The sequence below is a fragment of the Paraburkholderia suaedae genome, from assembly GCF_040812055.1.
Taxonomy (GTDB): domain Bacteria; phylum Pseudomonadota; class Gammaproteobacteria; order Burkholderiales; family Burkholderiaceae; genus Paraburkholderia.
In genome coordinates, this window is the sequence record NZ_JBFOAH010000006.1 from 141,465 (window position 1) to 154,895 (window position 13,431).

The window sequence follows — 13,431 nt, forward strand, 5'->3', positions numbered from 1 at the left end:
CCCGCAGTTGGCCGAATGTCCCGAATTTGCGATGCGTTACTCGTCGCGCATGGCAGCATCGGTTGCCATCGGTTGGCTAGCGGGCGCCTGCCCGCCTAGACGAAGAGGCGCAATAACGTGAACGCGACCATTCCAGTGAGAATCGTGCCCAGCATGGTTCGCCGCCACAGAAACCATGCGAGCCCGGCCAGCGTCGCGTAAAACTCGTGATTGGTCGGCGCGAACGACAGCCCTGCCGGTGTCGCGAGGACGTCGGGCAGCACCACGGCGGCGAGCGCCGCGGCCGGCGCATAGCGCAGCATGCGTTGCACGCGCCCCGGCAAGACCGTGCGCTCCCCGCCGATCAGAAACATCGCGCGGGTCAGCGCGGTGACGAAGGTCATGCCGAAAATGGCGAGCCAGATCTGCGTGGATGTCATCGGGAGTCTCCGGCGCTGTTGCGGATGCGGCGCAGGTCGGCGCGCTCGAGCATCAGGTCGGCGGCGCTGCCGGCGACGATCGCCGCGATCACCGCGAGCGGCAGCGCGAGCCGATACGGCAGGTCGAACGCGAGCAGCGACACGATCCCCGCGATGGCGACCGCCACCAGCGTCGAGCGCGTCGCGATCGCGGACACCATGATGGGCACCAACGCGAGCGTGCCGGCCAAGGCGAGTCCCCAGTTGTCGGGGATCAGACTCGCCAGCAGGATGCCGACAATCGACGACACCTGCCAGGACAGCCAGCTCGACACCGCCATCCCCCAGTAATACGGCTCCTTGCCCGGCACGTAACCGGTTGGGAAGCTCTTCTTCTGAAACAGCAGATAGATCACGTCGCCGTTGAAGTAGCCCAGCACGACGCGCCGCCACATCGGCAGATAGGAGAAATGCGGCGCGAGCCCGACGCTGAAGATCACGAAGCGCGTGTTGACCATGGCCGCGGTCAGCAGCACCGTCCAGATCGGCAGCTTGGCGGCGAGCAGCGGCAACACCGCCAGTTGCGACGAGCCGGCGTAGCACAGCAGCGACATGGCGAGCGCCTGGGGCAGCGTCAGCACGGATTTGCTCATCGCGATACCGGTGACGAGGCCCCAGGAGACGATCGCCATCAGCGTGGGCGAATAGTCGCGTGCGCCGTCGCGGAAGGCGCGGCGATCGGTATCGGACAGACGAGCGAGCATGAGGTGAAACGGGCAGGCGCCAATGCGCCGCAACGAGGGGAAGCCGGCACCAACCTCGCGAGGCACGCGCCGGCGCATCCGGATTTGAAGTAGGCGTGTGCCGGATTATAGCGTCCGCCATGCGGCCAAATGCCCGTTGGTTGTGCAAAAGACGCTAAAATATCGCTCCTCGGCGCGCCCGACGCGCATAGTCACACCTCACAACGCACCTGCTGGAGAACCGTATGTCAATGGCCGACCGTGACGGCAAGATCTGGATGGATGGCAAGCTGATCGAATGGCGCGATGCCACGATCCATGTGCTTACCCACACGCTGCATTACGGCATGGGCGTTTTCGAAGGCGTGCGCGCCTACAAAACGGCCGACGGCGGCACCGCGATCTTCCGTCTGCAGGAGCACACCAAGCGTCTGCTGAACTCGGCCAAGATCTTCCAGATGGACGTGCCGTTCGACCACGAAACGCTCGCTGCCGCGCAGCGCGAAGTGGTCCGCGAAAACAAGCTCGAGTCCTGCTACCTGCGCCCGATCATCTGGGTCGGTTCCGAAAAGCTCGGCGTGTCGGCCAAGGGCAACACGATCCACGTCGCCATCGCCGCGTGGCCGTGGGGCGCCTACCTGGGTGAGGACGGCATCGCCAAGGGCATCCGCGTGAAGACCTCCTCGTTCACGCGCCATCACGTGAACGTGTCGATGGTCCGTGCGAAGGCGTCGGGCTGGTACGTCAACTCGATTCTGGCCAACCAGGAAGCGATCGCCGACGGCTACGACGAAGCGCTGCTGCTCGACGTCGACGGCTACGTGTCGGAAGGCTCGGGCGAGAATTTCTTTCTGGTCAACAACGGCAAGCTGTACACGCCGGATCTGTCGTCGTGCCTCGACGGCATTACGCGCGACACCGTCATCACGCTCGCGCGCGACGCGGGCATCCCGGTGATCGAAAAGCGCATTACGCGCGACGAGGTCTACACCTGCGACGAAGCGTTCTTCACCGGCACCGCCGCCGAAGTCACGCCGATCCGTGAACTCGACAACCGCACGATCGGCGCGGGCGCACGCGGCCCGATCACGGAGAAACTGCAGTCGGCGTTCTTCGACATCGTGAACGGCAAGAGCGACAAGTACGCGCACTGGCTGACCAAGATCTAACGCGCGCTGCGCCGGCAAGCTGACCCAGGCTGACGTGGGCTCTTGCCGAGCCGGGCTTGACCGGCGCGACGCCCGCACCCCGCATACAACGAGAAAGTGTCATGAGCGAAATCAAGGAAATGCCGCTGGTCGAACTGTCGGCGAAAGATCTGCCGGCGTACTGCCCGAACCCGGCCATGCCGCGCTGGAGCGCGCATCCGCGCGTGTTTATCGATGTCACGCACGGCGAGGCCCGTTGCCCCTATTGCAGCACGCGCTACAAGCTGCGCGACGGCGAAGTGGTCAAGGGGCATTGATCGCGGCGCAACGAACGCTGGTTGTTCGCGGCGCTGTGCGTAGGTGACGGGCGCGGGTTGTTGCGTCCGGTCGGCGCGACTTGGTACGCGCGGACGGCGCCTCCGGATTCGATGGCCGCACGTTCGTACGCAACGGCAGCCGTTCCGCCGTTTGCTTGCTGTTCACCGAATAACCCGATGACCGAATGACCGACCGGTCGCAGATTTCTTCCGCTGCGGCAGCGTAACGCGAGCCGGCCAGGTCATGCAGCACACGAGCACAAACCTGCCAGCGCCCAACAAGCCCTGGCACAATTGCGCTGCAGCAGAGTTGCCACCGCGACGCTTCCAGCCCTACCGGAAGCACGACGCACGGTCGGCGGCTTTTCCACTTTCACCAATCCGAATGCCACGCGCATTGCGCGCGCGGCGTTTCTTTTTGAGACCGGACTCTGAATCTGATGCGTCGCGCGTTAGTTATCGCACCGAACTGGATCGGTGACGCATTGATGGCGCAGCCGCTGTTTGCGCGCCTCGTGAAATTGCATCCGCGCATCGCCATCGACGCGGTCGCGCCCTCGTGGGTCGCGCCCGTGCTCGAACGCATGCCGGAAATCCGCGAGGTCTACGCCACCGACCTCGCCCACGGCAAGCTGCAAATGCTGCGTCGCTGGCAGTTGGCGAGCGACCTGCGCGACGTCGGCTACGACGCGGCGTACGTGCTGCCGAACTCGCTCAAATCCGCGCTGATTCCATGGATGGCCGGCATCGGGTTGCGCATCGGCTATACCGGCGAAAGCCGCTATGGGCTGCTCAATGTGCGTCATGCGAATCCGCGCAAGGACGAACGTCCGCCGATGGTCGGCCAATACGCCGCCCTCGCCTACGCGCCCGGCGCGAAGTTCCCGGACGATCTGCCGATGCCGCGCCTCGACGCGGACCTGAACGAAGCGTCGCGCGTATCGGCGCGCTTCAATCTCGATACGCGGGTGCCGCTGCTGGTGTTCTGCCCGGGCGCCGAGTACGGCCCCGCCAAACGCTGGCCGCCCGAACACTTCGCGGCGCTCGCGCAGATGGTCGGCCAGTCGTTCCCTTACACGCAGATCGTCGCGCTGGGTTCGCCGAAAGACGCCCCGCTTGCGCAGGCGATCGCCGAAAAAGCACCGAACGTGCGCAATCTGTGCGGCCAGACCGCATTGGGCGAGGCTTGCGCGCTGATCTCGCGGGCCAATGCGGTCGTCACCAACGACTCCGGGCTGATGCACGTGGCCGCCGCACTGCGCCGGCCGCTGGTGGCCGTGTACGGTTCGACCGATCCGCGCCACACGCCGCCCTTGTCGGAGCTTGCGAAGGTACAATGGCTCCATCTCGAATGCAGCCCCTGTTTTGAGCGCGAGTGTCCGCTCGGTCATCTGAACTGTCTGAAGCAGTTGAGCGCCGAGCAGGTATTCAGCGACCTGCGCGGCATGTTGCTGACGCAACGCTGAACGCACCGATACTTGCACGCAACACCGCACGCCCTGAGCGCGTCGCGTCACGTTCGCGCCTTGTGGCGCGGGCATTCTGGCGCTCGGGTGCGACGGCCCGGTACGCCGGACCGCCCCGCTGACCGCTGTCGCGCAACCGCGCGCCGGGTACAAGAGACTGACGATCCATGCCACGTTTTGCCCATATCTTCGAAGCCGCCGCCGACACGCTGAACGCCTACTATCAGGCCGTCGCCGAGGTCGATATCGACAGCTTGATGGGCCTGTGGATCGACGAAGAGTTCGTGAGCTGCATCTGCGCCGACGGCTCGCATTTGCACGGCCTGGACAGCATTCGCGCCGGCTTGCAGGTCCAGCTCGAAGCGGCGCCCATTTCCATCGAGCCGCTCGACATCCGCGTGTACGATAGTCTCGGCACGGTCGTCTACGCGATTGCCGAAGCGCATCGTCCGGTCGATCCCACCGCCACGCCCGCGATGGTTTTTACGACTTACGTGATGGTTCATGAACGCGGCGAGTGGCGCATCGCGCACATCCACGCGAGCCCGATGCCGAACGAGGCGGCCAGCCAGTTCGCCACCAAGATGCGGCATGGCCAGGGCTCGCTGCACTGACGCGCGGCTCGACCCCGGATGCGGGCTCGCGCTTTACTTTTTCGCTCCACCGCCGGCATGAGTTCGACGCACGATAAACCCGCTTGCTCCGGCACGGCCAACGGCACCGTCGCGGCCGCCGTCGAAGCCACCGTCCAACTGCTCTATCGCGCCCCGCTCTGGTTGCCGAACCGGCACGTGCAGACCATCGTGCCGTCGCTGTTCGCGCGCCGCCCGGCGGTGTCGTTTCGGCGCGAGCGCTGGGATACGCCAGACGGCGACTTCATCGACCTCGACTGGGTCGTGCAGGCCGGCGAGTCCTGTTCCTCATCGCTGGCGCCGGGAGCGGCGCCGCAAATTCCCGCCGCCGATGCCCCGCTCTTCGTGCTGTTTCACGGGCTGGAAGGCAGTTCGTCATCGCACTATGCGGCCACCTTGATGGCGGCCGCGCGCGATTATGGCTGGCATGGCGTCGTGCCGCACTTTCGCAGTTGCAGCGGCACGTTGAATCGCTTGCCGCGCTTTTATCACCTCGCCGACAGCAACGAAGTCGATTGGGTGCTGCGCCGCTTGCGCGCCGCGCATCGCGGGCCGGTCGTCGCGGCGGGCGTGTCGCTCGGCGGCAATGTCTTGCTGCGCTGGCTGGGCGAGCGGCGCGAGGAAGCCGCGTCGCTGGTCGCGGCGGCTGCCGCGATTTCCACGCCGATCGACGTGCACGCCGGCGGCCGCGCATTGTCGCAGGGCTTCGGCCTCGTCTATACGCGCAGTTTCCTGAAGACGCTCAAGCGCAAGGCCGCGCAGAAGCTAGTCCAGTTCCCGGGCCTGTTCGACCGCGACGCGATGCTGGCGAGCCGCACGATGTACGAGTTCGACAACGCGGTGACCGCGCCGCTGCACGGCTTTCGCGATACCGACGAGTATTGGAGCACCGCGACCACGCGGCCGCTGCTGCCGCACATTCAGGTGCCGACGCTGGTGCTGAACGCGCGCAACGACCCGTTCCTGCCGGCTGACGCGTTGCCTTCGCGCGATCAAGTGTCGGCGGCGGTGGAACTCGACCAACCGAGGCACGGCGGCCACGCCGGCTTCATGACCGGGCCGTTCCCGGGCCGCATCGACTGGCTGTCGCGGCGCGTATTCGGCTACCTGGAGCGACACGTCGATCATGGATGACATCGTCAGGCAGGCTCTGGCCAAATGGCCGAACGTTCCGAGTTGCACCGGCTGGCTGATGCTCGACCGGCGCGGCAACTGGCGCATGCGCGACGAAGCCGCCCAGGCGAGCGGTGCGCCGGGCGAGCCGATCCGGCATGAGGCGCTGCTGGGGTTCATCAACCGCAACTACGACGCCGATGAACGCGGCCAGTGGTTTTTCCAGAACGGTCCGCAGCGGGTATATGTCGAGCTGGGCTATACGCCGTGGGTCGTACGCCTCTCGGCTGCCGCCGATGGCGTACTCGCGCTGCACGATCAAGCCGGCGTCGCTTTCGAGCCCGTTTCCGCGTTCGTCGATGAAGAAGGCGGGATTCTGTTTGCCGACGACTCGGCGCCCGCAAGAGTCGCGGTGCTGCACGATCACGATCTGCAGATTCTGGCCGATCATGCGAGCCTCGCCGACGATTGCCTCAGTGGCGAATTCCATTGGAACAACCAGCGCGTGTTGCCCCTGCAACCGATGCGGCGCGCCGAGGTCGCCGCGCGTTTCGGTTTCGTGCCCAGTCCGGCGGCGAGCGCGTAGCGCCTGGTAGCGTACAGCGTAGAACGTGCATCGTGAGCAAGACGTTCGACTGTGGCGCGGATCAACTTGAACAAGCGCGGCCGTCGCCCTAACTCTTGTCGTCGAGCCGCTCCTCCTTGTAACGGGTTTCCATTTCGTGCAAGCGCGCATCGACGCTCGCGAGATCGTAGTAACCGATCGTCTTCAGGTCGCGTGCGTCCTTCAGTTGCCGGATCGCCGACGGCCACGCCCCTTCCAGCGCGAATTTCTCCGCCATCGCCCGATGCTGCGTCAGTGCATCGCCGCAGCCCGCGCTTGCCTGCGCGAGGTACAGCCACCAGGCCGGCTGATCCGGATGGGCGCGCGTCTCTTCGCGTGCGAGCGCCTGCGCATCGGCGAAACGCCGCAAGGTAAGCAGCGTGCGGATGTGCATGTCGATGGCGGCATTCGACCGCGGCCAGCGCTTTTGCGCCAGCTCCGCGAGTCGCGCGGCTTCGTCGTTGCGCCCCGCGCTGCGCGCGATGTCGGCGGCGAGCACGTCGAGACTCGGCGAACTGCGGGCGGGCTCGCCCTCGCTACGCTCGGCGCCGGCGAACGCCGCGCGGGACATCGCGAGCGATGCCGCTGCATCGTCGTAACGTTCGAGGAGCCATTGACCATAAGCGATGCCGTACCAGTTCGCTGCGACGTTGACCGCTGTGCGCTCGTCGATCTCCGAGCGCAAGCGGGAAATGTCATCTGCGTACTCGCTGCGCGAGCGGTCCTGCAGCAGACGCGCGCGCGCCCGCACAAAGCCGTACTCGGGCGACTGATGCGGCTGCCGGTATGGCGCGCGGCGCGCGCGGTCCTCCATGTCGGCGATCCGTTCGCCGGTCAGCGGGTGCGTGCGCGCGTACGCCGGCACGCCCGTGTCGCTCATCGCCGCGCGGTCGAGCCGGCCGAAGAAGCTCACCATCGCGTACGGATCATAGCCCGCGCCGGCCAGCAGCAGAAAGCCGACGCGGTCCGCTTCATGCTCGGCCGAACGCGAGAAACGCAACTGGTTGTCGACCGCGTATGCCTGTCCACCGATCGCAATCGCGCTGCCGAGGTCGCCGCTATGGGCAAGCACGCCCGCCAGGACGCCGAACAAAAGGCCGGCGATCGCCGCATAGGCACTGTGTTCGCCCTCCGAGATCATCCGCGAAACATGGCGTTGCAGCACATGACCCATTTCGTGGCCGAGCACCGACGCCAGTTCGGACTCGGTCTGCGTCGCGGCGATCAGACCGGTGTTCACGCCGATGAAGCCGCCCGGCAACGAGAATGCGTTGATCTGCGCGTCGCGCACCGCGAACAGATCGAAGTCCGGCCGATAGCCGCCGATGTACAGCGCGCTCGCCGCCGCAGCGAGTTTGGCGGATACCGAGTTCAGATAGTCGCGCACCAGCCAGTCGTCGAGATAGTCGGGATCGCGGCGCACTTCGCGCATCACGCGTTCGCCGAGCTTGAGCTCGGCTTGCGGCGTCAGCGAACCGGACCCGCCGTTGCCGAGGTCGGGCAATGGCTGCGTAACGATCGGCGTGCGCCAGTCGCTGTTCACACCGGAGTGGCCCGACAGGCGGTTCTGCGCACCGCCGTACACGCCGAACACCCCTTGCGCGATGTCGGGCGGCACGACCGGGTCGGCGTAAGCAGTGGACGGCCCGCTCACAAGTGGCGACTCGGCCGGCTGCACGTTGATTGCGACGCTCGCGCCGGCATGCGATTGCGCGAACGCGCCCGGCGGCGCGGCAAGCGCGACGGACAACAACGCAGCGAGAAACCGTTTCAGACGCATCGCGAAGTCGGTGACGAAGTCGGAAAGCGACGCCCGCGACTCGGACTAACATAGCGGGCAGAGAGCGATTGTAATCAGCGGCCGCAGCGGACCGGATGGCCGGCCGCGCTGTTTTTGCGTTGCTATCACACTGCTATGATAGACGCCCTCTGAAGGAGCCCAACATGCCCGAACTCACGCATTTCGACGCCGCCGGCGCCGCGCATATGGTGGACGTCGGCGGCAAGCAGGAGACGAGGCGGATCGCCGTCGCGCGCGGCTCGATCCGCATGCTGCCCGATACGTTCGCGCTGATCCGCGACGGCCACGCCAAAAAAGGCGATGTTATCGGCATCGCGCGCATTGCGGCGATTCAAGGCTCGAAGCGGACCGCCGATTTGATCCCGCTCTGTCATCCGCTCGCGCTGACGCGCGTGAAAGCGGATTTCGAACTCGACGAGAAGCTGCCGGGCGTGCACTGCACGGTTCAGGCTGAAACGCTCGGCCGAACGGGTGTTGAGATGGAAGCGCTGACCGCCGTGCAAGTGGGGCTGCTGACGGTGTACGACATGTGCAAGGCGGTGGATCGCGGCATGACGATCACCGATGTGCGCGTGCTGGAAAAGCACGGCGGGAAGTCGGGGGATTGGGTGGCGAATCAGGCGGGAGTTGGCAAGCCCGCGCAAGAATGACGCACGGAACGGCCACCCAACAGCGCGACGCCGTGTCGACTAGTCATTCGTCGTCGCTCTCGTCATCCTGATCCCCGTTGGACTGCGATTGACCGTAGCGCTTGACCAGTTCCGCCTTGAAGTTGGTCAGCGACTTCTGCTCATCGGTCAGTTCGTACAGATTGCGCAACTGCGACGGCCAGTCCTTCAGTTCCTCAGCAAAAATCTTCAGGCGTTCCACCGTGTCGAGCGCCGCCGCCGTATCCCCGCTCAGTGCCTGCAACACCGCATAGCGGCGCAACACGGTTTCGCCCGGCAGTAGCGCGATAGCCTGCCTGTGCATTGCGAGCTTGTGTTGCAGATCCATCGCATTCATCGGCTGCAGCGTTGCGAGACCGTACTCGCCCCACGCGCCGAACAGGAAGGATGGATTCGCCGCGTACTGCTCGGCGGGCCGCGAGCCGTAGTACAGCACCTCGGCGCGCGCGTAATCGCGATACACGGGATACAGCGAGGCCAGCCCGCCGAACACCACTACTGCGAACGCGCCAAACGACAGTCGCCCAGGCATGACACGCAATGGCCGCGTTTCGAGCAAGCCGAACACGAACATGGCCGGCAACAGGAAAAACATATATTGCTGCGGGTATTCGACCAACGCGTGCATTGTCAGTACGCCGATGAGCGCGACGCCGAACACGCGCCCCGCGTTTTGCGGCGCGCGCACCACACGCACGAGCCACGCGACCAGCCCGATCAGCAAGATCGCCACGCCGATCAAACCCGTTTTCGCGAGCAGGTCGATGAAGATGTCGTGTGAATTGTTGGCAATCTCGACAGCGCCGAGCGTCTTCACCAGCTGGAACTGGTAGTCGGGAAATTCGCCCCATCCGACGCCGAGCAGCGGATGCGTTTTGAACATCGTCCAGCCGTACTTCCACAGGGCAAGGCGCGGCGCGATCTGGCCGGCGTCCTTGAAGCGTTCTGCCGCCGACTGCGCGAGGTTCAGGTGATAGTGCACATTGGCCCAACGGATCAGTGCATTGACCACGAAGAACAGCACGGCCAGCACGATAGAGATCACCCATTCGCGATTGCTCCGTCGTCGCAGCGCTTCGCCGCGAGTTTGCGCGAAGGCCATCCAGAAACCGGCCACAACGATCACCCCCATTTGCAGCCACGGACCGCGCGACACGGTCAGCGCCAGACCAATCGCGAAGATCGTCGAGACGAGCAGCCAGATGCTGAGCGCGAGCCGCCGTGTCTGTACCAGGAATAACGCGCCCGCCATTGCGAACGCGATGTAGGTCGCGAGGTGGTTCGCCTGCGCCATGTTGCCGAACGGCCGACGCTCGACAGTCACGTTATACGCGACGACGAACGGCGACACACGCGTCTCCAGATGAAAGAGCTGGATCACCTGGCAGAACACCGCAAAGAGACCGCCGACGATCAGCGCAGCCGCCGCCCAGCGCAACGCGTCGTCTTGAAGCTTGGCGCGTGTGAAACCGTAGCCGGCATGCGTCGCCATCCATGCCGTCAGCAGGAAACCGCCGCCGAGCCAGTTCATCGACGGCTGCGCGACCGGCAGCACAACCGATTGCGCGATAAGCACGAGGCCGAACAGCAACGGCACCAGTGAAACGGTCGGCGATGCAAACGCGATGCGCGGCTTCGCAGTCGCCATCAGCAGCACCACACCTGCGCCGGTCAGCAGATAAAGCGCGAGCGCGGTGAACTCGGCGTAGAAGGTCGGAATCGGGTAAGTATGGTTGGCGACTGCATAAGGCAGCACCAACGCGAGCGACAACAAGGCGAGAGACAGGTAGCGTGCAAATGGGGAAGGCATCGAGTAACCGGAGGGCGTCAGCAACCGGCGCACTATACAAAAAATTCCTCGCGCTGTGCGCCGGCTTGCCGAAATAGACCAAAAATCAGGGTTTTACGTGCGCGGTCTGGGTGCGCGGCGACTTGTTTGCCGCTCGTGCCGTTCAGTCACACGGTAATCACACGCTCCCTCACGAACGGCACTCCGGCGGCGCCAGATTGGACGCCAGGGTGGGCGCATCCGAAGGTGCGGGCCCAGCGCCCGGTGCCGGCAAGGAAGACGCCGTTTTGCCGCCGGCGAAGCATTCCCACGTGATCGCGCCGGCCTGCACCGAGTCCTTGCTCAACCCGACGCGCGCAGTCGGCGCGTCAGCATTGTCGGGCACCGACGGCACGAGCGTCAGCGTGTTCGACCCGGCGGGCGCTACGCGCGTGGTGAAGGCGATCGTGATCTGGCCCGTGTCGTCGTCGACCCGGATCGACTCGACGTTGCGAGTGGCGGGTGGCGACGCGTAGCCACCGCTGAACGCATTGCCGCTCGCGGCGTTTTCGGCCACCGCGAGCCGGGCGGACGACGCCAGCGACAAGCCCTCGCCGACCCGGCTGCGCGCCAGATAGTCCTGATATGCGGGAATCGCGTAAGCAGCGATCACGCCGACGATCGCCAGCACGATCATCAATTCGATCAGCGTGAAGCCGACGCCAAAGCGTTGGCAGACGCGCGCGAGGCGCGCGGACCAGGTCGCGCGTCCCCACGCGGACCGCCTTGAAAGCCTGGAATGGGAGTGAGGGGGATAGGGCAACGTAACGATCATGGGCAGGCTCCTGAAACGAAAAACGCCTGCCCCGCGGATCGGAGACAGGCGTTTCAATCGTAGCCAGCGACGCTCGCGGCCGGCAGTCAGCCGAATGGCTAACGGTGCGCGATACGGCGGCGCCTTTCAGTCCCGCGGTCTTGCGGCCACGCACGTGCTTGTCGCGGCGGCATTGCGCGCCTTACACCGCCGCGCGATTGGCGTTGCGGCGCTTGAACAGATACCCGAGGATCACGACGAACAACGCCCCCGCGATGCTCATCCCGTATTCGGCGGCAGGCGTGTCGAGGATCGGCCACCGGTCGCCGGCCGGGTCGTTGACGATCAGACCGCCCGCAATCCAGCCCAGCAGCGCGGCGCCGAGCACGATGACGATGGGGAAGCGGTCGAGCAGCTTGAGGACCAGCTGACTGCCCCACACAATCAGCGGAACGCTTACCACGAGGCCGAAGATCACCAGCGCTAAATGATGTTCGGGATCGGCGACCTCGGCGGCGCCGGCAATCGCGATCACGTTGTCGAGGCTCATCACTGCGTCGGCGACGACGATGGTCTTGATCGCCGCCATCAGCTTGTCGGCCGGCTTGATGTTCTCATGCACGCCATGCGCCGGCGCCATCAGGCGCACGCCGATCCACAGCAGCAGCAGCCCGCCGGTGAATTTCAGCAATGGCACATCGAGCAGCACGACGGCAAACGCGATCAACGCCACGCGTAGGCCAATGGCGCCGGCGGTCCCCCACAGCACGCCGCGGATGCGCTGTGGCGGTGGCAGATTGCGGCAAGCCAGCGCAATCACGACGGCATTATCGCCACCCAGCAGGATGTCGATCACGATGATCTGAAAGACGGCGCCCCAATGAAGGGTCGCGAAGAAGTGAAGCATGACCGAAAGAATAAGAAAAAGCCGACGACGGGACAATAAAAAAGCGGAGAAGTCTAAGACTCCCCCGCTTTGCGGACCGCTCGCTTACGAAAGGGATTCGTAAGCGTAACAAAAATCGCGCCGTTACAGCACGCGAATTTCGGTTTTTACAGCATCGCCTTCAGAAGACGCGCCATTTCCGACGGATTCTTCGTGACCTTGATACCACATGCGTCCATGATTTCCAGCTTCGCTTCAGCCGTATCCGCACCACCCGAGATCAGCGCGCCGGCATGGCCCATGCGCTTGCCCGGAGGCGCCGTCACGCCAGCGATGAAGCCGACTACCGGCTTCTTCATGTTGCCCTTGATCCACTCCGCTGCGTTTGCTTCGTCCGGACCGCCGATTTCGCCGATCATGATGACAGCGTCCGTCTCCGGATCGTCGTTGAACATCTTCATCACGTCGATGTGCTTCAGACCGTTGATCGGGTCGCCGCCGATACCGACTGCCGACGACTGGCCGAGACCGATCGCCGTCAACTGGCCGACTGCTTCATACGTCAGCGTGCCCGAGCGCGACACGACACCGATTCGGCCCTTGCGGTGAATGTGACCCGGCATGATGCCGATCTTCAGTTCGTCCGGCGTGATCGTGCCCGGGCAGTTCGGTCCGAGCAGCAGCGTCTTGCGGTTTTCGCGACGCATGCGGTCCTTGATCTCGATCATGTCACGCACAGGAATGCCTTCTGTGATGCAGATCGCCAGATCCAGATCGGCTTCGACAGCTTCCCAGATGGCAGCGGCAGCGCCAGCCGGCGGCACGTAAATCACCGATACGGTCGCGCCCGTTTCAGCCTTGGCTTCTGCGACGCTCGCATAGATAGGAATGCCTTCGAAATCTTCGCCGGCGCGCTTCGGGTTCACGCCCGCAACGTACGCTTCACGGCCGTTGGCGTATTCACGGCAAGCACGCGTGTGGAACTGACCGGTCTTGCCGGTGATGCCCTGCGTGATGACCTTGGTGTCTTTGTTAATCAGAATCGACATGTATTGACCTCTGTTCGTTTGGCG

14 protein-coding genes are annotated in these 13,431 nt (G+C 64.8%); 7 read left to right on the forward strand and 7 right to left on the reverse strand.

Going from position 1 to position 13,431, the window contains the following annotated elements:
- Nucleotides 1-95: 95 nt before the first annotated feature.
- Together ABQJ48_RS11260 and ABQJ48_RS11265 are read right to left on the reverse strand one after the other, a co-directional pair.
- Nucleotides 96-419, reverse strand: a complete 324-nt coding sequence (locus ABQJ48_RS11260) for an AzlD domain-containing protein (protein WP_367838051.1) — start codon at nt 417-419, stop codon at nt 96-98.
- Nucleotides 416-1,162, reverse strand: a complete 747-nt coding sequence (locus tag ABQJ48_RS11265) for an AzlC family ABC transporter permease (RefSeq protein ID WP_367838275.1) — start codon at nt 1,160-1,162, stop codon at nt 416-418. Before ABQJ48_RS11265 ends, ABQJ48_RS11260 begins: the two co-directional genes overlap by 4 nt.
- A gap of 224 nt (nt 1,163-1,386) precedes the next feature.
- Here ABQJ48_RS11265 and ABQJ48_RS11270 point away from each other — a divergent pair, with 224 nt between their 5' ends.
- From ABQJ48_RS11270 to ABQJ48_RS11295, 6 genes are all read left to right on the forward strand, one after another.
- Nucleotides 1,387-2,310 (forward strand): branched-chain amino acid transaminase, encoded by a 924-nt coding sequence (locus ABQJ48_RS11270; RefSeq protein WP_367838053.1) that lies wholly within the window; start codon nt 1,387-1,389, stop codon nt 2,308-2,310.
- A gap of 101 nt (nt 2,311-2,411) precedes the next feature.
- Nucleotides 2,412-2,606, forward strand: a complete 195-nt coding sequence (locus ABQJ48_RS11275) for a zinc-finger domain-containing protein (protein ID WP_064268765.1) — start codon at nt 2,412-2,414, stop codon at nt 2,604-2,606.
- Between the two features lie 440 nt (nt 2,607-3,046).
- Entirely contained in the window at nt 3,047-4,072 is a 1,026-nt protein-coding gene (waaF, locus tag ABQJ48_RS11280; RefSeq protein WP_367838055.1) for a lipopolysaccharide heptosyltransferase II, read from the forward strand.
- Nucleotides 4,073-4,239: 167 nt separating this feature from the next.
- Complete coding sequence (locus tag ABQJ48_RS11285) at nt 4,240-4,686, forward strand: nuclear transport factor 2 family protein (protein ID WP_367838057.1); 447 nt, start codon at nt 4,240-4,242, stop codon at nt 4,684-4,686.
- Nucleotides 4,687-4,743: 57 nt separating this feature from the next.
- Nucleotides 4,744-5,838, forward strand: coding sequence for a YheT family hydrolase (locus ABQJ48_RS11290; protein WP_367838059.1), 1,095 nt, complete (start codon nt 4,744-4,746; stop codon nt 5,836-5,838).
- Entirely contained in the window at nt 5,831-6,403 is a 573-nt protein-coding gene (locus tag ABQJ48_RS11295) for a DUF2946 family protein (protein WP_367838061.1), read from the forward strand. Before ABQJ48_RS11290 ends, ABQJ48_RS11295 begins: the two co-directional genes overlap by 8 nt.
- Nucleotides 6,404-6,491: 88 nt before the next feature.
- Here the strand turns inward: ABQJ48_RS11295 and ABQJ48_RS11300 are convergent, their stop codons facing one another.
- Nucleotides 6,492-8,201 (reverse strand): M48 family metalloprotease, encoded by a 1,710-nt coding sequence (locus ABQJ48_RS11300; protein WP_367838063.1) that lies wholly within the window; start codon nt 8,199-8,201, stop codon nt 6,492-6,494.
- Between the two features lie 164 nt (nt 8,202-8,365).
- Here ABQJ48_RS11300 and moaC point away from each other — a divergent pair, with 164 nt between their 5' ends.
- Nucleotides 8,366-8,872 (forward strand): cyclic pyranopterin monophosphate synthase MoaC, encoded by a 507-nt coding sequence (moaC, locus tag ABQJ48_RS11305; RefSeq protein ID WP_367838065.1) that lies wholly within the window; start codon nt 8,366-8,368, stop codon nt 8,870-8,872.
- 43 nt (nt 8,873-8,915) lie between these two features.
- On the opposite strand, the gene ABQJ48_RS11310 is transcribed toward moaC, so the two are convergent.
- From ABQJ48_RS11310 to sucD, 4 genes are all read right to left on the reverse strand, one after another.
- Entirely contained in the window at nt 8,916-10,700 is a 1,785-nt protein-coding gene (locus ABQJ48_RS11310; RefSeq protein ID WP_367838067.1) for a PglL family O-oligosaccharyltransferase, read from the reverse strand.
- 169 nt (nt 10,701-10,869) lie between these two features.
- Nucleotides 10,870-11,493 carry a pilin gene (locus ABQJ48_RS11315; RefSeq protein ID WP_367838069.1) on the reverse strand — a complete coding sequence of 208 codons (624 nt, stop codon included), beginning with the start codon at nt 11,491-11,493 and terminating at the stop codon, nt 10,870-10,872.
- A 181-nt stretch (nt 11,494-11,674) separates the two neighbouring features.
- A complete protein-coding gene (locus tag ABQJ48_RS11320) occupies nt 11,675-12,379 on the reverse strand; it encodes a TerC family protein (RefSeq protein WP_367838071.1) in 705 nt (234 codons plus the stop codon).
- A 146-nt stretch (nt 12,380-12,525) separates the two neighbouring features.
- The gene (sucD, locus tag ABQJ48_RS11325) at nt 12,526-13,407 is read right to left on the reverse strand and encodes a succinate--CoA ligase subunit alpha (protein WP_020069249.1); all 882 of its coding nucleotides are present in this window, start codon (nt 13,405-13,407) and stop codon (nt 12,526-12,528) included.
- Between the last annotated feature and the right edge of the window lie 24 nt (nt 13,408-13,431).